Origin of the sequence: Pseudomonas sp. (assembly GCF_030698175.1) — a bacterium.
Lineage (GTDB): Bacteria > Pseudomonadota > Gammaproteobacteria > Pseudomonadales > Pseudomonadaceae > Aquipseudomonas.
In genome coordinates, this window is the sequence record NZ_JAUYNT010000028.1 from 129,895 (window position 1) to 147,775 (window position 17,881).

The 17,881-nt window shown below is 61.1% G+C and carries 22 protein-coding genes; 10 read left to right on the plus strand and 12 right to left on the minus strand.

The annotated features are described in order from the left end of the window. Positions 1-3: 3 nt before the first annotated feature. Both Q8R10_RS14970 and Q8R10_RS14975 read left to right on the plus strand, forming a co-directional pair. Positions 4-1,089 (plus strand): 5-(carboxyamino)imidazole ribonucleotide synthase, encoded by a 1,086-nt coding sequence (locus Q8R10_RS14970; protein ID WP_305654641.1) that lies wholly within the window; start codon positions 4-6, stop codon positions 1,087-1,089. Positions 1,090-1,104: 15 nt separating this feature from the next. After that, the gene (locus Q8R10_RS14975; protein ID WP_305654642.1) at positions 1,105-1,641 is read left to right on the plus strand and encodes a DUF3299 domain-containing protein; all 537 of its coding nucleotides are present in this window, start codon (positions 1,105-1,107) and stop codon (positions 1,639-1,641) included. A gap of 9 nt (positions 1,642-1,650) precedes the next feature. Here the strand turns inward: Q8R10_RS14975 and Q8R10_RS14980 are convergent, their stop codons facing one another. From Q8R10_RS14980 to Q8R10_RS15000, 5 genes are all read right to left on the minus strand, one after another. Further along, on the minus strand, positions 1,651-2,625 hold the full coding sequence (locus Q8R10_RS14980) for a GGDEF domain-containing protein (RefSeq protein WP_305654643.1): 975 nt from the start codon (positions 2,623-2,625) through the stop codon (positions 1,651-1,653). Continuing rightward, positions 2,622-3,233: a chemotaxis protein CheX gene (locus Q8R10_RS14985; protein ID WP_305654644.1), complete on the minus strand. Its 612-nt coding sequence runs from the start codon at positions 3,231-3,233 to the stop codon at positions 2,622-2,624. The genes Q8R10_RS14980 and Q8R10_RS14985 overlap by 4 nt, the downstream gene beginning before the upstream one ends. Then, positions 3,226-3,597, minus strand: coding sequence for a response regulator transcription factor (locus Q8R10_RS14990; protein ID WP_305654645.1), 372 nt, complete (start codon positions 3,595-3,597; stop codon positions 3,226-3,228). The genes Q8R10_RS14985 and Q8R10_RS14990 overlap by 8 nt, the downstream gene beginning before the upstream one ends. Before the next feature lie 113 nt (positions 3,598-3,710). Further along, positions 3,711-4,616 (minus strand): D-hexose-6-phosphate mutarotase, encoded by a 906-nt coding sequence (locus tag Q8R10_RS14995; RefSeq protein WP_305654646.1) that lies wholly within the window; start codon positions 4,614-4,616, stop codon positions 3,711-3,713. A gap of 26 nt (positions 4,617-4,642) precedes the next feature. Next, positions 4,643-5,044, minus strand: coding sequence for an acyl-CoA thioesterase (locus Q8R10_RS15000; RefSeq protein ID WP_305654647.1), 402 nt, complete (start codon positions 5,042-5,044; stop codon positions 4,643-4,645). Between the two features lie 226 nt (positions 5,045-5,270). On the opposite strand from Q8R10_RS15000, the gene Q8R10_RS15005 reads away from it, so the two are divergent. Next, positions 5,271-6,569, plus strand: coding sequence for an MFS transporter (locus Q8R10_RS15005; RefSeq protein WP_305654648.1), 1,299 nt, complete (start codon positions 5,271-5,273; stop codon positions 6,567-6,569). Positions 6,570-6,660: 91 nt separating this feature from the next. On the opposite strand, the gene Q8R10_RS15010 is transcribed toward Q8R10_RS15005, so the two are convergent. From Q8R10_RS15010 to trpB, 3 genes are all read right to left on the minus strand, one after another. Beyond that, positions 6,661-7,041, minus strand: a complete 381-nt coding sequence (locus Q8R10_RS15010; protein ID WP_305654649.1) for a hypothetical protein — start codon at positions 7,039-7,041, stop codon at positions 6,661-6,663. A gap of 206 nt (positions 7,042-7,247) precedes the next feature. Beyond that, entirely contained in the window at positions 7,248-8,057 is an 810-nt protein-coding gene (gene trpA, locus Q8R10_RS15015; protein ID WP_305654650.1) for a tryptophan synthase subunit alpha, read from the minus strand. Further along, positions 8,054-9,271, minus strand: coding sequence for a tryptophan synthase subunit beta (trpB, locus tag Q8R10_RS15020; RefSeq protein WP_305654651.1), 1,218 nt, complete (start codon positions 9,269-9,271; stop codon positions 8,054-8,056). Before trpB ends, trpA begins: the two co-directional genes overlap by 4 nt. 142 nt (positions 9,272-9,413) lie before the next feature. Between trpB and Q8R10_RS15025 the strand changes: the two genes are divergently transcribed. From Q8R10_RS15025 to Q8R10_RS15035, 3 genes are all read left to right on the plus strand, one after another. Then, complete coding sequence (locus Q8R10_RS15025; protein WP_305654652.1) at positions 9,414-10,304, plus strand: LysR family transcriptional regulator; 891 nt, start codon at positions 9,414-9,416, stop codon at positions 10,302-10,304. 86 nt (positions 10,305-10,390) lie between these two features. Next, positions 10,391-10,606, plus strand: a complete 216-nt coding sequence (locus Q8R10_RS15030) for a dodecin (protein ID WP_305654653.1) — start codon at positions 10,391-10,393, stop codon at positions 10,604-10,606. Positions 10,607-10,694: 88 nt separating this feature from the next. Next, on the plus strand, positions 10,695-10,919 hold the full coding sequence (locus tag Q8R10_RS15035; protein ID WP_305654654.1) for a DUF1161 domain-containing protein: 225 nt from the start codon (positions 10,695-10,697) through the stop codon (positions 10,917-10,919). 91 nt (positions 10,920-11,010) lie between these two features. On the opposite strand, the gene Q8R10_RS15040 is transcribed toward Q8R10_RS15035, so the two are convergent. Together Q8R10_RS15040 and Q8R10_RS15045 are read right to left on the minus strand one after the other, a co-directional pair. Beyond that, complete coding sequence (locus Q8R10_RS15040; RefSeq protein WP_305654655.1) at positions 11,011-11,538, minus strand: tetratricopeptide repeat protein; 528 nt, start codon at positions 11,536-11,538, stop codon at positions 11,011-11,013. 197 nt (positions 11,539-11,735) lie between these two features. Further along, on the minus strand, positions 11,736-12,152 hold the full coding sequence (locus Q8R10_RS15045) for a hypothetical protein (RefSeq protein ID WP_305654656.1): 417 nt from the start codon (positions 12,150-12,152) through the stop codon (positions 11,736-11,738). Between the two features lie 71 nt (positions 12,153-12,223). Between Q8R10_RS15045 and Q8R10_RS15050 the strand changes: the two genes are divergently transcribed. Then, entirely contained in the window at positions 12,224-13,285 is a 1,062-nt protein-coding gene (locus tag Q8R10_RS15050) for an aminopeptidase (protein WP_305654657.1), read from the plus strand. On the opposite strand, the gene Q8R10_RS15055 is transcribed toward Q8R10_RS15050, so the two are convergent. Then, positions 13,282-14,427: a two-component system response regulator gene (locus Q8R10_RS15055; RefSeq protein ID WP_305654658.1), complete on the minus strand. Its 1,146-nt coding sequence runs from the start codon at positions 14,425-14,427 to the stop codon at positions 13,282-13,284. The genes Q8R10_RS15050 and Q8R10_RS15055 overlap by 4 nt on opposite strands. Positions 14,428-14,658: 231 nt before the next feature. Here Q8R10_RS15055 and Q8R10_RS15060 point away from each other — a divergent pair, with 231 nt between their 5' ends. Then, complete coding sequence (locus Q8R10_RS15060) at positions 14,659-14,889, plus strand: DUF1161 domain-containing protein (protein WP_305654659.1); 231 nt, start codon at positions 14,659-14,661, stop codon at positions 14,887-14,889. On the opposite strand, the gene Q8R10_RS15065 is transcribed toward Q8R10_RS15060, so the two are convergent. Continuing rightward, positions 14,890-15,429 carry a gamma carbonic anhydrase family protein gene (locus tag Q8R10_RS15065; protein ID WP_305654660.1) on the minus strand — a complete coding sequence of 180 codons (540 nt, stop codon included), beginning with the start codon at positions 15,427-15,429 and terminating at the stop codon, positions 14,890-14,892. A gap of 99 nt (positions 15,430-15,528) precedes the next feature. Between Q8R10_RS15065 and prlC the strand changes: the two genes are divergently transcribed. Both prlC and Q8R10_RS15075 read left to right on the plus strand, forming a co-directional pair. Next, positions 15,529-17,577, plus strand: coding sequence for an oligopeptidase A (gene prlC / locus Q8R10_RS15070; RefSeq protein ID WP_305654661.1), 2,049 nt, complete (start codon positions 15,529-15,531; stop codon positions 17,575-17,577). Continuing rightward, positions 17,574-17,861 carry a YheV family putative zinc ribbon protein gene (locus Q8R10_RS15075; RefSeq protein WP_305654662.1) on the plus strand — a complete coding sequence of 96 codons (288 nt, stop codon included), beginning with the start codon at positions 17,574-17,576 and terminating at the stop codon, positions 17,859-17,861. The genes prlC and Q8R10_RS15075 overlap by 4 nt, the downstream gene beginning before the upstream one ends. The last annotated feature ends 20 nt before the right edge of the window (positions 17,862-17,881 follow it).

Genomic DNA, 17,881 nt, shown 5'->3' on the forward strand with positions numbered 1-17,881 from the left:
CAGATGAAAATCGGTGTAATAGGTGGCGGCCAGCTGGGTCGCATGTTGGCGCTGGCGGGTACACCGCTGGGCATGACGTTCGCCTTCCTCGATCCGGCGCCGGATGCCTGCGCGCAAGCCCTTGGCGAGCACATTCGCGCCGATTACGGTGACCTCGATCACCTGCGTCAGTTGGCCGATGAGGTCGATCTGGTCACCTTCGAGTTCGAGAGCGTGCCGGCCGAGACCGTGGCTTTTCTCTCGCAATTTGTGCCGGTGTATCCGAGTGCCGAAGCCTTGCGGATTGCCCGTGACCGTTGGTTCGAGAAGTCCATGTTCAAGGATCTGGGCATTCCCACACCGGAATTTGCCGACATCCAGTCGCAAGCCGACTTGGACGCCGCAGTTGCCACTATTGGCCTGCCGGCGGTGTTGAAAACCCGCACCCTCGGTTACGACGGCAAGGGCCAAAAAGTCCTGCGCACTGTCGCCGATGTCACTGGCACCTTTGCCGAGCTGGGCAGCGTGCCCTGCTTGCTGGAAGGCTTTGTGCCGTTCAACGGCGAAGTGTCGCTGATTGCCGTGCGCGGCCGCGATGGCGAAACCCGTTTCTATCCGTTGGTGCACAACAGCCACGAGCAGGGGATTTTGCGTCTGTCGATTGCCAGCAGTCAGCATCCGCTGCAAAAGCTCGCCGAAGACTACGCCGGCCGGGTGCTCAAGCAACTCGATTACGTCGGCGTGCTGGCCTTTGAGTTTTTTGAAATCGACGGCGGCCTGAAAGCTAACGAGATCGCTCCACGGGTGCACAACTCCGGGCACTGGACCATCGAAGGCTCCGAGTGCAGCCAGTTCGAGAACCACCTGCGTGCCGTGGCTGGTTTGCCGCTGGGCTCGACCAAGAAGGTCGGCGAAAGCGCCATGCTCAACTTTATCGGCAGCGTGCCGGCGCTGGATAAAGTTATCGCCATCGACGATTGCCACCTGCACCACTACGGCAAGGCCTTCAAGGCCGGCCGTAAAGTCGGCCACGCCACCCTGCGCAGCGCCGACCGCGCCACCCTCGACCGGCAGATCACCGCAGTCGAATCGCTGATCGATCAAGGGTAAAACCGGCGAGCATCTATGCGTCCTTTACTGCTTCTGACCCTATTGCTGCTCAGCAATCTGTCCCGCGCCGAGCTAGCGGAAACCGACTGGCTCAGCTTGCTTTCCGCCCAAGACCGCCAAGCCCTGGAAGAGATGCCGGAAATCAGCCACGACACGGCCGAAGGCGATGGTGTGTTTAGCAACAAGGGCGGCCTCAAGCAGCAAGATAAAAATCTGCCGGCGGTGATGTACTCGAGCAAGACGGTGGCCGCCCTCAACGGCAAGAACATCCGGATTGGCGGCTATCCGGTGCCGCTAGAAAGCAGCGCCAAGGGCAAGAGCACCCTGTTCTTTCTGGTGCCCTACCCGGGCGCCTGCATCCATGTGCCGCCCCCGCCGCCCAATCAGCTGATTCTGGTGCGCTACCCCCACGGCATTAAGCTGGACGATATCTACGCGCCGATCTGGGTCAGTGGCACGCTCAAGGTTGAGCCGGTCAGCAATGACCTGGCCGACGCCGCCTATGCGTTGGACGCCGCGCAGGTGCGGCTGGTGGAAGAGCGCGATCTATAGGCTGGCGACTTAGTCGCTGGCGGTGGCCGCGCTGACATGGCTGAGGGCGCAGTTACGCCCTTGTTGCTTGGCCCGGTAGAGGGCGTTATCGGCTTTGAGTAACAGCCCGATGGGCGTTTCTGGATTACCCGGCAGCCAACTGGCCACGCCCAGGCTGATAGTCACCACCGGCGCGCAGCTGTTATCCGGATGCTCGATGTTTAAGCTTTCAACCTTGCACCGTAGCGACTCGGCAAAAGTTTGCGCGGCCTCGCCATCGGTGTCGGGCAAAATCACGCAAAACTCTTCCCCACCATAACGGGCCAGCAAGTCGCCGGCGCGGCTAACTCGGGCTTGCAGGCTGAGCGCCATGCGAATCAAGCACTCGTCGCCGGCCAAATGGCCGAAGCGGTCGTTGAACAGCTTGAAGTGGTCGATATCGAGCAAGATCACACTCAACGGTCGGTATGAGCGTGCGGCGCGGCGCACCTCTTCTTCCAGATGATTGTTCATCCGCCGCCGATTGGCGATGCCGGTCAGCGCGTCGGTCAGCGATTGGTGGCCGAGTTTTTCCGCCTGGGCTTTGAGCAACCTCTCGCGGCGCATGCTGGAGCTCAGGTCAGTGACGGCAATCAGGCAATGGTGCAAGCCGTCCTGGCGCAGCGGAATAACTTGCAGTGAGTGGGCCAGCGGCTGCGGCTCATCGCTGTCTAGCCCATTGGGCTGCGCATTGAACAACGGTAATGGCTGGGTATTCAGGCTTGGTGAAAGTACTGAGGGCAAGCCGCTTTGCAGCGCTTGGTTGATCGCGCGTAGCAGTCGCGAGCCCTCAAGCTCGGGCAGTAATTCCAGCAAAGGGATTTCGGCACGCCATGGCGATTGGCTGTGCAGCACGCGTTGTAACCATTGGTTAATAAAGCAAATGCGTAGCTGCTCATCGACAATCAGCACGCCGGTGTGCAGTTTGCCTACGACGGCGCTAAGCAGTCTGCAGGTTTGGCTCATGCCGTGCTGGCTCCAGTGAGAAAGCGCGTCACCGCGTTATGCAGGTTAAGCAGTGAGGCGTTACCCATTACGAAGGCGACATAACCCTCAAGATTGCGCTGCTCCAGGGCCAACTGGATCTGCACAAAGAGCACCTGGGCTGGATCGTTTTGGGCATCCAGCAGTTGCTCGGTGGAGCTGATTTGAAAGCGTGGTAATTCGCAGTCGAAGCTTTCATTGAGCATGCAGGCAATGGTGGAGAAGCAGGAGTTGAGGATGATGTTGCCGATTTCGCTCATGGCGTCTTGTTCCATCGCGGTCAGCTGCTCGAGGGGCATCTGCGCGCCGAGCATCAAACGCACCACCTCCAGGCTGCTGGAGCCTGAGAACATCAAAAAGGCCTTGCCGGAAAAGCTGCCGCTAAACTGCTGACTGACACTGGTGATGCGTAGCTTGTGTTCGGGGTCGAGCAGGTCGACGGCTTTTTGTGCTGACAGAATATGCACCACCGGCACACTCATGCTGACCACTTCGTGGGTCAACTCGCTGAGCGCCGCAGCGGCATGGCCGACGCTGATATTGAAAATCTCGCCCAACGCATCCAGCTCAAGCGGGCTCATCTTAAACATGTTCAGAATCCCACAGTGCGATGGTCTGGCGGGCGATCAAGGCGGAAATCGGTTTGGCTAGAAAGTGCACGCCCAGTGCTTCGGCGCGGGTGCGGCTGGAGGCCTGAATATTCGCGCTGATCAGCACCAGCGTGGCGGCGGGGAACTGCGCGCGCAGCAAGGCGGCGGCTTCGAAACCATCCATCAGCGGCATGTTGATATCCAGGGTGATCAGGCTCGGCTGACACTGCTGGGCCATGCTCAGCGCCTCGACGCCATTGGCGGCTTCAAAAATTTGCCAGCTGGGGTCTTCTGTCAGAATCAGGTTGCTGAACATCATCCGCGAAACTTGGCTGTCATCGACGATCAAGACAATCTTGTTCATTGCCGGGGAGTCCGTTGCGAGAAGTGGTGGTTTCAAGCATAGCCGCACGGGCAATAAAGCTCGCTGGCGCTCTATTATCAACCTAGCTCAGTTTGGCGTGACTCGCGCAGGGTTTACAGCGGCTCGCTCCAGAGCGTTACCCCCAAACTATGACTGGCGCCGGGGGCCAGTTGGCGGCAGTCGTCCCAGACATTGGCGGTTTCGATGCAGAGCATCCGTTGCCAGGCATCTGCGGCAAAGCTGCTCAGGCGCGCGGCCTTGTCGATCCAGGGATTCCACAGCACCGCCGAGCGCGAGCCGTGGCTCTCCAGGCAGACGCGCCGTTGCCAGCCAGGATCGCGAATGCTCAAGCGCGCCGGCAGCTCTTGATAGAGGCGGTCGGTCTCGCCGCTAAAGCGCAACGGGCCCTGCTGTTGGCGCGGCTGCCAGTCGTCCAGAGTTTCGATATAGCGGCAACCGGTTAGGCCCTCGACCTCAACCTGATCAATAGCGCTGACGGCAAAGTAGCTGTGCAGCGCCTGGCTGATGGTCAGTGGCGTGCTGCCACGGTTATGGCTGGTCAGGCTGATGCGCAGGCGCTGGTCGAGGCGGATGCTCAGTTGCAGCTCCAGTGCCGCCGGCCAGTTGGCGGCAGAGGCGGGCGGCGGGCAGGCGAACTGCAGGCTGATGCCTTCGGCGTCGGGTTCAATGGCCAGTAACTGCCAGTCGAGGGTGCGCACGCCGCCGTGAAAGGGCGCACCGCTGGGTTCGGCCAGCAAGGCCTGAACGGCCGGCGGGTTGCGCCCGAGGTCGCCAAACCAGGGCCAGCACACCGGCACACCGCCGCGCACGCTTTGCCCGCGCTGGTAGACGGCGTCTTCGCTGAGCCAGATCAACGGTGGCTGTTCGCCGCGCTGATAGCTTAAGACTTGCGCGCCTTGTTGGCTGATCAGCAGTTCGGCATCGGCGTGGCGGATGCGCCAGCACTGCAGCTCGCCGAGCATCAGGGGGTCGATTTGCGCTGCGCTGCTGTTGATCATCAAGGCTGTCCTGCGCTATTAGTTTTTTAACGCCGTGGCGGTAAGGGCCGGGTACGACCACTGCCGTCGATGGCGACGAACACCAGCACCGCTTCGGTGACCTTGCGCCAGTCGCCGGAGGTCGGATCATCGCTCCACACCTCAATCATCAGCTGAATCGAGCTGCGCCCGCTCTCCAGTGCCTGGGTGTAAAACGACAGCTGCGAGCCGACCGCCACTGGCACCAGAAAGGCCATGCGATCAATCGCCACCGTGGCCACCCGGCCACCGGCAATTTTGCTGGCCATGGCGGTGCCGGCGAGGTCCATCTGGGCCACCAGCCAGCCGCCGAAAATATCGCCGAAACCGTTGGTTTCACGGGGCAACGCGGTGATTTGCAAGGCTAAATCGCCTTGTGGGATTGGATCTTCTTGTTCGAGTTCGTGCATGCCTGGGAGCCTCTGCCCCTGATTTTTTATTAAATGGCACGGATAAGCATAAAACCCGACGGTTAACGCAGGTTTCGTCGCCGTCCAGTATATCGAGGCGCGCCCGCAGAAACGATGTGGCTGTGGTTTATTTGCTCCAGTCGGCGGACTAATGGTGTCAGCCTGTGTCGGCAGCGAGCAATTTGCTATGGTGCGGGCCGGTCTGAATTCGTTGAGTGAGAAGTCCATGCCCTCTGTGCTAGCCCCTGAAGCGGTCGTCGCCCGGCCGTTGAACCGCAGTGATTACAAAACCCTGTCGCTGTCGGCCCTCGGCGGGGCGCTGGAGTTTTACGACTTCATCATCTTTGTGTTTTTCGCCGCGGTGGTCGGCAAGTTGTTCTTCCCGGCCGACTTGCCCGAGTGGTTGCGCCAACTACAGACCTTCGGCATCTTCGCCGCCGGCTACCTGGCGCGGCCCTTGGGTGGCATTGTGCTGGCGCATTTTGGCGACCTGCTCGGGCGTAAGCGGATGTTCACCCTGAGCATTTTCATGATGGCGGTGCCGACCCTGCTGATGGGTTTGCTGCCGACCTACGCGCAAATTGGCGTCTGGGCACCGCTCTGCCTGTTGCTGCTGCGCATCGTGCAGGGCGCGGCGATTGGCGGGGAAGTGCCGGGCGCCTGGGTGTTTGTCGCCGAACACGTACCGGCGCGGCGCATCGGCTTTGCCTGCGGGACCCTGACCAGCGGCCTGACCATCGGCATTCTGCTCGGCTCCCTGGTGGCGACCTTGATTAACCGGGTCTTTAGCGCCCAGGAGCTGTTGGACTTCGCCTGGCGCCTGCCGTTTTTGCTCGGCGGTGTGTTTGGCCTGTTCTCGGTGTATTTGCGCCGCTGGCTGGAAGAAACTCCGGTGTTTGCCGAACTGCAACTGCGCCGCGCCCTGGCCGACGAAGTCCCGCTCAAAGCGGTGCTGCGCGACCATCGCCGCGCCATAGTGCTGTCGATGCTGCTGACCTGGGTGCTGTCGGCGGCGATTGTGGTGTTGATTCTGATGACCCCCAGCGTGCTGCAAAGCGCCTACGACTTTGCCCCGGCGCAAACCCTGCAGGCCAACAGCCTGGCGATTGTCTGCCTGAGCTTCGGTTGTGTTGGCGCCGGTTGGTTGGCTGATCGCTTCGGTGCGGGGCGGGTGTTGCTGTGCGGCAGTGTGCTGATGGCCGGTCTGACCTGGAGTTTCTACAGCAATCTGGCGGCCCATCCGGACTGGCTGCTGCCGCTCTACGCCCTGACCGGGCTGAGCGTCGGCATGATTGGCGCCATTCCACGGGTGTTGGTGACGGCGTTTCCGGCGGCGGTGCGCTTTAGCGGCTTGTCGTTTTCCTACAACCTGGCCTACGCGATTTTTGGTGGCTTAACCCCGATGGTGGTGGCCTATTTACTGAAATTCAGCGCCCTGGGCCCGGCCTATTACGTGATCGCGCTGTGTTGCCTGGGCTTGGCGATTGGTCTTTATCTGCGCCGTGCCGAGCGCTTGACGATCTGAGGTTCTGCCCCGCTTGGTCCCCGACACGGCAAAGCCCCGCAGTGCGCTGCGGGGCTTTGCTGATTGCACTTGGGCACCTGACACCGGGTCATTAAGCCGAACGTTGTTGGTGCCAAAGCAGCAGCCGATCACTGCCACCTTCGGCAACGGTTGGCGCCTGCTCGTCGCGCAGTTTGCTGCCCCGCGTCGCCCGCTCAAGGGTACGTTCGCTGCCGTTTTCCACCAGTTGCTGTGGTTGTTTTTCGATCAGTTTGTGGTTGCGGCCTTGGGTGCGTTCACTGCCGTTCTCGGCGAGTTTTTGCGCCAGCTCGGCGCGCAACTTGTCGGCGCGTTCCTGGGCTCGCTCGCTGCCGTTTTCCGCCAATTGCGGTAGCTGGTAGCGCGCTGCAACAGGCTCGGCTTGGGCTTGAATGCCCCCCAGGCTGAGGATGGCGAACAGGCTGAGGGTGCGTAATTGATTAGTGCGTTGCATGTTTGGCTTCCTTCAATGGTTGCCGTTTCCGGCGTTGAAGCAAGTCTCGCAGTAGTCGCCCAGCGAAAAAAATCAGCCGTGGTGATTCCATTTATTGCGTTTATCGATAGCCGCTTGCCTGCTGAAAAAGCCCAGACAGCACAAAGCCGCGGCAACCTGAGGGTGGCAGCGGCTTTGCGGGTGTGGCTTAGGCGGCGGATGCAGCCTTACAGGCGAGCTCCACGTACACCTTCAGCCAGTTGCCGGCACAGGCCCAACACGCCGTCGATGGCTTGCTGCGGTGAGCTGGCGTTGGCGATCTGGTCGATCAACGCCGAGCCGACCACTACACCGTCGGCCAGGCGGGCGATGGTCGCCGCGTGTTCCGGGGTGCGGATGCCGAAGCCGATGCTGATCGGCAGGTCGGTGTGGCGGCGCAGGCGGGCCACGGCCTGTTCGACGTGTTCCAGGGTCGCCGCGCCGGCGCCGGTCACGCCGGCCACCGACACGTAATAGACGAAGCCTGAGCTGCCGTTGAGAACGGTCGGCAGGCGGGCGTCGTCGGTGGTTGGGGTGGTCAGCCGGATAAAGTCCAAGCCAGCCGCTTGCGCCGGGTCGCAGAGGTCTTCGTTATGCTCGGGCGGCAGGTCGACGACGATCAAACCATCGACGCCGGCAGCCTTGGCGTCGGCGATAAAACGCGGCACGCCGTAGTAGTGAATCGGGTTGAAGTAGCCCATCAGCACCAGCGGCGTGTCTTGGTTCTCTTGCCGAAACTCAGCGACCATTTGCAGCGTCTTGGCCAAGGTTTGCTTGGCAGCGAGGGCGCGGATATTGGCCAGTTGAATGGCCGGGCCATCGGCCATCGGGTCGGTGAACGGCATGCCCAACTCGATCACATCGGCGCCGGCCGCTGGCAAGCCTTTGAGGATGCTCAACGAGGTGGCGTAGTCCGGGTCGGCGCTGGTGATAAAGGTCACCAAAGCGGCGCGGTTCTGCTGTTTTAGCTCGGCAAAGCGGCTCTGTAGGCGACTCATGCGTGTTGCTCCTGCTGATCTTGTTCCATGTAGTGCATAACGGTTTGCATGTCTTTGTCGCCGCGCCCGGACAGGTTGACCACCATCAGGTGATCCTTCGGTAGGGTCGGTGCGCGCTTGAACACTTCGGCCAGGGCATGGGCGCTTTCCAGGGCCGGGATGATGCCTTCTAGCCGGCAGCACTGGTGGAAGGCGGCCAGCGCTTCGTCGTCCTTGATCGAGCAGTATTCGACCCGACCGATCTCATGCAACCAGGCGTGTTCCGGGCCGATGCCAGGGTAGTCGAGGCCGGCGGAAATCGAGTGGGCGTCGATGATTTGGCCGTCGTCGTCTTGCAGCAAGAAGGTGCGGTTACCGTGCAATACGCCCGGTACGCCGCCGTTCAGGCTGGCGGCGTGTTTGCCGGTGTCGATGCCTAAACCTGCCGCTTCGACGCCGATCATCTGCACGCTGGCGTCATCCAGAAACGGGTGAAACAGGCCCATGGCATTCGAGCCGCCGCCGATGCAGGCGACCAGGCTGTCGGGCAGTCGGCCTTCTTTTTCGAACAATTGCTCGCGGGTTTCCTTGCCGATAATGGCCTGGAAGTCGCGCACCATCGCCGGGTACGGGTGCGGGCCGGCGACCGTGCCGATCATGTAGAAGGTGCTGTCGACGTTGGTCACCCAATCGCGCAGGGCTTCGTTCATCGCGTCTTTCAGGGTGCCGGTGCCGGCGATTACCGGGATCACAGTGGCGCCCAGCAGCTTCATGCGGAACACGTTGGCTTGCTGCCGATCAATGTCGGTAGTGCCCATGAAGATCACGCATTCCAGGCCGAAACGCGCCGCTACCGTGGCGGTGGCCACGCCATGCATGCCGGCGCCGGTCTCGGCGATGATGCGTTTTTTGCCCATGCGCCGGGCCAGCAACACCTGGCCGATGCAGTTGTTAATCTTGTGCGCGCCGGTGTGGTTGAGCTCTTCGCGCTTGAGGTAAATCTTCGCGCCGCCGCAGTGCTCGGTCAGCCGCTCGGCGAAATACAGCGGGTTGGGCCGGCCGATGTAATCGCGCTGAAAGTAGGCCAGCTCCTCGATAAAGGCCGGATCAACCTTGGCCGCTTCGTACTCGCGGGCCAGGTCGTGGATCAGTGGCATCAAGGTTTCGGCGACGTACTGGCCGCCGAAGTGGCCGAACAGGCCTTTGGCATCTGGGCCATTGCGAAATGAGGTCATCTGGATGCTCCAGGAGTGGGGAATGGGGAATGGGGAATGGGGAATGGGGAGTCGGGATTGGCTATGGGCTCATTCTACCGCTGGCTGGCCCGCTGAAAAGCGATTAGATTGCAGCAATACGTCAGGAAAACTCACAGATACCATGAGCCGCGAACTCCCGCCATTAAATGCCCTGCGTGCCTTCGAGGCAGCGGCACGGCTGCAAAGCATCAGCTTGGCCGCCGACGAACTGCACGTCACCCATGGCGCGGTGAGTCGGCAGATCCGTGCGCTGGAGACACAGCTTGAGCTTGTGCTGTTCGTCAAGGATGGCCGTGGGGTCAAGCTCACTGCCGCCGGCGTGCGGCTGCGGGATGTGGCCTTCGACAGCTTCGAGCGGCTGCGCGATGTCTGCTTTGAACTCAAGCGTCAGAGCAGTGATGCGCCCTTCGTGCTGGGTTGCCCCGGCAGCTTGCTGGCGCGCTGGTTTATCCCGCGGCTGGACCGGCTCAATCGCGAATTGCCGCAGTTGCGCTTGCAGCTGTCCAGCAGTGAGGGCGATCTCGACCCACGCCGGCCTGGGCTGGACGCCACCCTGCTGTTCGCCGAGCCACCCTGGCCGGCGGATATGCAGGTCTATGAGCTGGCTGTCGAGGCCATCGGGCCGGTGCTCAGCCCGCGGTATACGCGAGCTGCTGCGTTGCTCAATGCGCCACCGGTAGCGCTGTTATGTGAGGCGTTGTTGCACACCAGTTCGCGTCCACAAGCGTGGCCGGCATGGGCGCAGCGCAATGGTTTAGCGCCAGCCGAGCTGAACTTGGGCCAAGGCTTCGAGCACCTGTATTACCTGCTGGAAGCCGCAGTTGCTGGTCTGGGGGTGGCCATTGCGCCGCAACAATTGGTGGCCGCCGATCTGGCCGCCGGGCGTCTGATTGCGCCCTGGGGCTTTGCTCAAACCACGGCCCGGCTGGCCTTGTGGGTGCCGGCGCGGGCCGTTGACCCACGCGCGGCACAACTGGCCGAGTGGCTTCGGCGCGAGCAAGTACGGGCCTAAGTGAAAGCCCTTAAGTCGGGTTTCTCGGCTTGCCGCATGGGGGATGCTTGACTAGCGTTGAAGTACACCCCCGTGAGGACAACGCCATGCCTACCCATCACAGCTACAAGAAGATCGAACTGGTCGGTTCTTCTGCCGTCAGCATTGAGGACGCGATCAACAACGCCCTGGCCGAGTGCGCCAAGTCGGTGCGCAACATGGACTGGTTTGAGGTGACCGAAACCCGTGGCCATATCGCCAACGGCAAGGTTGGCCATTATCAGGTCACGCTTAAGGTTGGTTTTCGGCTTGGTGATAGTTAGCGTTTTAATGGTTTCGTTTGTCATGCTTAGGTTTTATGCTCGGGCTCGCCGAAGTTATGGCCTTATTCACAACGAAGGAGCGTTAATGATGAAGAAATTGATTTTGGGTCTGGGCCTATTTTCCTTGGCTGGCGGGTTAATGGCCGCGCCGCTGCCGTGTGCCGATTTACAGGCGCAAATTGAGGCCAAACTGCAGGCTAAAGACGTCAAGTCCTACAGTCTGGAAATCGTCGCCAAGGGCAGTGGCGGCGATAAGCAGGTGGTTGGCAGTTGCGAGGCCGGTAGCAAGGAAGTCGTCTACCAGCGCAATTGATGCATGACCGCGTCCGCTTTGCCGGGCGTCACTAAAACCGGGCCTCGCCCGGTTTTTTTATCGGTACAGCAGCTCGCTGCTGACTCGTTCGTCAGTGGCCCTGCTGGCGCAGATAAGCCTCCAATCCCGCCTTAATGTTGTCCGGCTTGAACAGCTCTTGGGTGAGGGTCAGAGATTTCTTCACCTCCTCCAGCGGCATCTGGTTGGCCAGATCCTGACGGTTCCCCACCGCCGGGACCAGGGCCTTGCCGGCATAGGCCACCGAGAGGTTGTACAGGGCCATGGCCAGCACCTTGTCCTGCGCGACTCCCCGACCGTTCTGATAGAGCGCCCCGAGATTGTTCAATGCATCGATATCGCCCTGATCAGCGGCTTTCAGGTACCAGGCCGCCGCCAGGGGTAAATCCTTGGTCACGCCAAAACCATTCTCGTAGAGCACCCCCATGGAGTACTGGGCACGCGGGTCGCTCTTCTCAAGCAACGGACCCAGTTCCGCCTGGGCCTGGGCATAGTTGCCCGCGGCCAAAGCGGCGGCGGCCTCGTCGAAGCCGGCCAGCAGCGCTGGTGAAATCAGCGCCAGGGCTAGGGCCAGTGTCAGGCTCAGTCGGGTTGCAGGCATGGGTAATCCTTTTATGCAGGGGCAGAAAGGTTCGGTTGCAGTTAGGTGTTGCAGGCCGAATCGTCGGGCGTCAGTTGGGCTCAGGAGGAGCAAACAGTCCGCCGTTTGGCGCCGGTGAGCCGATACTGTACTGCCTGTGGCGAGTGCAACCTAGGCAGGGGGTATTAGTCTGCGTTGGATCAATTTCCTTGCACCAGTTAGAGCGCTCCGCAGCGTAGCTGCCGGCCGCGGACCAGCAGCCGGCGCTGGGCGTCATACAGCCGTACCCAGCCGCGGTAGCCTTGTTGGCCGGCGCTGACCCGGTAGTGCTGCCCGGCCTGGAAGTTGGCGTAGTCAAGGTTGAACAGGCAGGTACGCAGACTGCCGTCGCCCCAGTGGTCCAGGTCATTGCCGCCCGGAAGCTCAAATTGCAGGCGTAGCTGCAGCTGGTGTGGGCCCGGCGTCAGTTGGTAGTAGCGGCCATCCTTGACTGGCAGGTTGTCCAGGCGCTCGGCCAGCAGCGAATTACCGGGCGTGGTGTAAACATCGACCCAGGCATGCTGGGTATCAGGCGCGGGCAAGGGGCCGGCGCAGGCCGCCAGTAGCAGGCAGGCAACCAGCAATGTGCGAGGCATGGGCTTCTCCCACGTTCAGGGCTTGCTTTAAGCCTACCGCACGCTTGTTGGCTTGGGTTAGCCTGCGACCTATGGCAATCCCGGCTGAATTTTATTATCGATGGCTCGTGCTGCTGGCGTTGACTTGGCTGCTGGGCGGCTGCTCGAACCTTAATTACTACCGCCAGCTGGCCGTCGGTCAATTTGAATTACTGCAGGCGCGCCAGCCGATTAGCCAGCTGTTGGCTGACCCGGCCACTCCGCCGCCGTTACAGCAACGCCTGGCGCTAGCCCTGCAGGCGCGGACTTTTGCCAGTGCCCAGTTAAAGCTGCCGGACAACCCTAGCTATCGCCTGTATGCCGATATTCAGCGGCCCTTTGTGCTGTGGAATCTGTTCGCCACCGAGGAGTTTTCCTTGGCGGCGCAGACCTCCTGCTTTCCGATTGCCGGCTGCGTGGCCTATCGCGGTTATTACCAAGTTGAGGATGCCCAGGCGGTCGCGGCCCAGCTTAAACAGCAGGGTTTGGATACCTATGTGGCGGGGGTGGAAGCCTATTCAACCCTGGGCTGGTTCGATGATCCGCTGCTCAGCAGCATGTTGCAGTGGAATGATCAGCGCTTGGCCGGGTTGATTTTCCATGAGCTGGCGCACCAACGGCTGTATGTCAGCGATGACAGCAGTTTTAACGAATCCTTCGCCAGCTTTGTCGAGCAACAGGGGCTGCGAGAGTGGTTGGCCAGCCGTGGCGAGGCGGAGCTGGAGGTGACGGATCGGCGTCAGCGTGAGCAATTTATTGCCCTGCTGCTGGCCTCCCGTGAGCGGCTGGCGGCGCTGTATGCCAGTGACTTGCCGGTGGCGGCGTTACGGGCCGGCAAGCAGGCGGAGTTTGCCCGCTTACGGGCCAATTACCGGCAGTTGCGCGCCGAGCAGTGGGGCGGCCAGGGTCGCTATGATGGCTGGATGAGCGCCCCGCTCAACAACGCCAGGCTGTTACCGTTTGGCTTGTATGAGCGGTGGGTGCCGGCTTTTGCCGCGTTATTTAAGCGCTGTGGTGGCGACTGGGCGCACTTCTACGAGCGCGTCGAGCAACTGGCCGAATTGCCATCGCTTGAGCGCACGGCGGCGTTGCAGGTGTTGCAATCCAAGCCTTAGCGTTCAAGGGTCTTGGCCACGCCACTAAGCAAGGCTTGAAACAGCTGATCTTGCTCGGCGGCGCTTCTAAATAAGGCATGAATACGGTCGCTGGACTCGGTGAGCAGATTGACCAGGATGTTTTCTTCGGTGCCGGTCAGGCTCAGGTTAGAAAAGCCGAATTGCAGGTTGTCGAGCATGCCTTGCAGCTCGGCGGTGCTGGTGCGGGTAACCTCCAGCTTGGCCTGCTCCATCTCGGCGATCATCTGTTGCAGTACCGCGGCGGTGGCCTGAATGCGTACCGTGCGTTCCTTGGCATAGCGCTCGGTGATCATGGCTTGGCAGCGGGCATCCAGAGCATTGCCCAGGTAGCAGATGTGATCCTTGAGAATGCCGTAACGCAATGGATCTTCGAGCGGCATATTGCGGATCAGCAGGCCAAAGTGCGGGTAATTAAGAATGGTCCGCGCGCCGAAATCAGAAATCCGCCCCAGATGACGGGAGTTTTCGATCACCTCCTGCTCGATGGGGCGTTTGATGCCATCGTCGCAAAAGTATTCCAGGCCACGGTTGTGGAAAATTCCCAGACTGGCGTTAAGGCCCAGCTCATTAAGCATTTTCAGGGTCAAGTCGGCCAGCGTGCCGAACTCTTGGCAGGTGAAGCTGGCTTCCATAAATTGCAGGATGCGCCCCAGTTCGGCATTCATGCTCATCGACTGGAAGACGATGGTGGATGATTCGCTGAGCTGCTGGCGGATATTGACGCTGTCGTGCAATTGCACCTGGGCCCGCTTGAGTCGGGCGGCCAGGGCTTCGGGGCTAATGGGCAGGTGCACATAGTCGTCGGCACCGGCAGAAAACGCCCGCATACAGTCTGGCTCGGCGCCGTTATTGACTAAAAAGAACACCGGCGGGCGACGCTGCTCTTCGGCGTTGGGCAGCTGTGCCAATTGTTGCAGGTAATCAGGGCAACGCTCATCGACCAGAATCAGCTGGCAGTCACCGCTTTCTGGCGGGCAAATATGAATGCCGTGCTGTTGCAGTCCATCGCGCCAGAAGGCTTGTTGCTCGCTGGCGGCGATCAGGCAGATGGCCAGAGGAGGCGCCTCGGTGGGGGCGCTGTCACATGCAATGTCGTCATCCCACAGATCGATACCTGACATCTTGCTTCCTTCGCGCAGGCCATAGTGAAGGGGAGCGGCGCGGCGCTGCGCGTATCCAGCGGTTGCCGAGACCGCCGTTGTGCAAGCGTAGTTGAATATTGCTGCTTGCCCAGTCAGCTAATCTTGGCGAGCTTTACTTAACCTGCCGCGCACGCTGCCGAGGAAGCGGCAACGTCCAAGCTGCTGGCGTTACACTGGCACCGACTGGATTGATCCTTTTACGGAGTTTTTATGCACCTACGCCTAAGCGTTTTAGCCCTGATGTTGTTCAGCCCCCCGCTGCTGGCCGCGCCCAAAGACTGCGAGCAGTTGAAGCGCGAGATCGAAATAAAAATCCAGGCCGCCGGGGTCAGCAGTTACACCCTGGAGATAGTCGCCAACGCCGAGGCCACCGACCCGGGCATGGTGGTCGGCAGTTGCGCCTATGGCAGCAAGAAGATCGTTTACCAGAAGAACAACTAGCTACTGATAATCCTCGGCCAGATGCAGGTCCTTGAGTTTTACGTAGTTGGCGGCGCTGTAGCTGAAATAGGCTTGTTCTTTAGCGCTTAGCGCGCGCACTGGCTGCGCGGGCCGACCCACATACAGGTAGCCGCTGGCCAGGCGCTTGCCCGGCGGCACCAGGCTGCCGGCGCCGAGCACTACCTGGTCCTCAATTACCGCGCCATCCATGACGATGCAGGCCATGCCGATCAGCACGCGATTGCCGACCGTGCAACCGTGTAGCAGGGCTTGGTGGCCGATGGTCACGTCGTCGCCGATCAGCAACGGGAAGCCCTCTGGATTGAACGGCCCGGCGTGGGTGATGTGCAGCACGCAGCCGTCTTGCACGCTGGTTCGCGCGCCGATGCGGATGCTGTGCATGTCGCCGCGAATCACCGCCTGCGGCCACACTGAGCTGTCATCGCCCAGCGCCACGTCGCCGAGCACCACGGCCGAGGGGTCGACAAACACCCGGGCGCCGAGCTGCGCGGTCATGCCTTGATACGTTCGAATCGCCACGTTAGAAGCCTCTTAAGCTGCGGTTTGCGCTGATTGTAATTTAAGATGGCAGGCATATAGGTGCGAAAACCGCCCTCAATCAGCCTACAGGTGTCTGCCGTGACCGCCAGTAATCCGCTTCTGCAACACTTCGACCTGCCGCCCTACTCCAGCATCCGCCCTGAGCATGTGGAGCCGGCCATTGATGTGATACTCGCAGACAGCCGTGCGGCGCTGGCCGAGTTATTGGCCAAACAATCCGGCATCCCGACCTGGGATGGTTTGGTGCTGGCGCTGGATGAGTTGGGCGCGCGCCTAGGCCGGGCCTGGAGTCCGGTCAGCCATTTGAATGCGGTGTGCAACAGCCCCGAGTTGCGTGCGGCCTACGAGGCCTGTCTGCCGAAGCTGTCGCAATACTGGACTGAAATCGGCCAGAACAAGCCACTGTTCGAGGCCTATCAAGCGTTGGCCAACAGCCCGGCCGCCGCCGACTTTGAGCTGGCGCAAAGCACCATACTGAAACACGCCCTGCGCGATTTCCGCTTATCCGGCATCGACTTGCCGCCAGCCGAGCAGCAACGCTACGGCGCTATCCAGATGAAGCTGTCGGAGCTGACCAGCAAATTCTCCAACCAACTGCTGGATGCCACCCAGGCCTGGACTAAGCACATCAGCGCCGAGACGGCTTTGGCTGGTCTGCCCGATTCGGCCAAGGCGCAAATGGCTCAAACCGCCCAGGCCAAAGAGCTCGACGGTTGGCTGATTAGCCTGGAGTTCCCCAGCTATTACGCGGTAATGACCTACGCCGACGACCGTGAGCTGCGCGAAGAGCTGTACGCCGCCTACTGTACCCGCGCCTCGGAACAAGGCCCGAACGCCGGCCAGTTTGATAACGGCCCGCTGATGGTCGAGATTCTCGACCTGCGTCAAGAGTTGGCACAGCTGCTGGGCTTTAATGACTATGGCGAGTTGTCACTGGCCAGCAAAATGGCCGACAACAACGCCCAGGTGCTGAGCTTCTTGCGCGATCTCGGTCAGCGCGGCAAGCCGTTCGCCGTGCACGATCTGGCTGAACTACAAGCTTTTGCCGCCGAGCTTGGCTGCGCCGAGTTGCAAAGCTGGGACGCCGGCTACTACGCCGAAAAGATGCGCCAGCAGCGTTACAGCCTGTCCCAGGAACAGGTGCGCGCCTGGTTCCCGATCGACAAGGTGCTGACGGGCCTGTTTGCCATAGTGCAGCAGCTGTACGGCATCGAGATTCAGGAACTTTCGGGTTTCGACAGCTGGCACCCGGACGTGCGTCTGTTCCAGATTAGCGAGCAGGGCCGCCCAGTTGGGCGCTTCTTCTTCGACCTCTACGCGCGTGCCAATAAACGCGGTGGCGCCTGGATGGACGGCGCCCGCGATCAACGCCGCGCCGCCAACGGCGAGCTGATCAGTCCGGTGGCCAATCTGGTGTGTAACTTCACCCCGGCCGTCAACGGTCAGCCGGCGTTGCTGACCCATGATGAAGTCACCACCCTGTTCCACGAGTTCGGCCACGGCCTGCATCATCTGCTGACTCGCGTCGAGCAGGCCGGTGCCTCCGGCATCAACGGCGTGGCCTGGGATGCGGTCGAGCTGCCGAGCCAGTTTATGGAGAACTGGTGTTGGGAACCCCAAGGCCTGGCGCTGATCTCCGGGCATTTCGACACGGGCGAGCCACTGCCGCAAGACCTGCTGGATAAGATGCTGGCGGCGAAGAACTTTCAGTCCGGCATGCAGCTGGTGCGCCAGGTCGAACTGTCGCTGTTTGACTTCGAACTGCACGCCAGCCACGGCGACGGCCGCAGCGTGCTGGAAGTGCTGGAGGCGATCCGCGCCGAGGTGTCGGTCATGCGCCCGCCGGCCTACAACCGTTTCGCCAACAGCTTCGCGCACATTTTTGCCGGTGGTTACGCGGCCGGTTACTACAGCTACAAATGGGCGGAAGTGTTGTCGGCCGATGCCTTCTCCAAGTTCGAGGAAGACGGTGTGCTCAATCCTGCAACCGGCCGGGCCTTTCGTGAGGCGATTCTGGCCCGGGGCGGTTCGCAAGAGCCGATGGCTTTATTCGTGGCCTTCCGTGGTCGCGAGCCGAGCATCGACGCCCTGCTGCGCCATTGTGGCCTAAGCGCGGAGGCGGCATGAACGACGCCCCCAACGACAAACCGGTAAAAATCAGCAAGAAACGCTTTATCGCCGGCGCCGTGTGCCCGGCCTGCAGCGAGCTGGATAAGGTGCAGATGTGGGACGTTGACGGCGTGCCGAACCGTGAGTGTGTGGCTTGCGGCTACGCCGACACCTTGAATGAACAGGGGCAATCGATCCCGAAAGAACTGGGCACCCGGGTCACCGTCAGCGAAGTGAAAAAGCCGACCGACCCCCAGGTGCAGGCGGTGCAGTTCTTCCCCAATCCCAAACTGAAAAAATGACCGGGAGTCATTTTTAACGT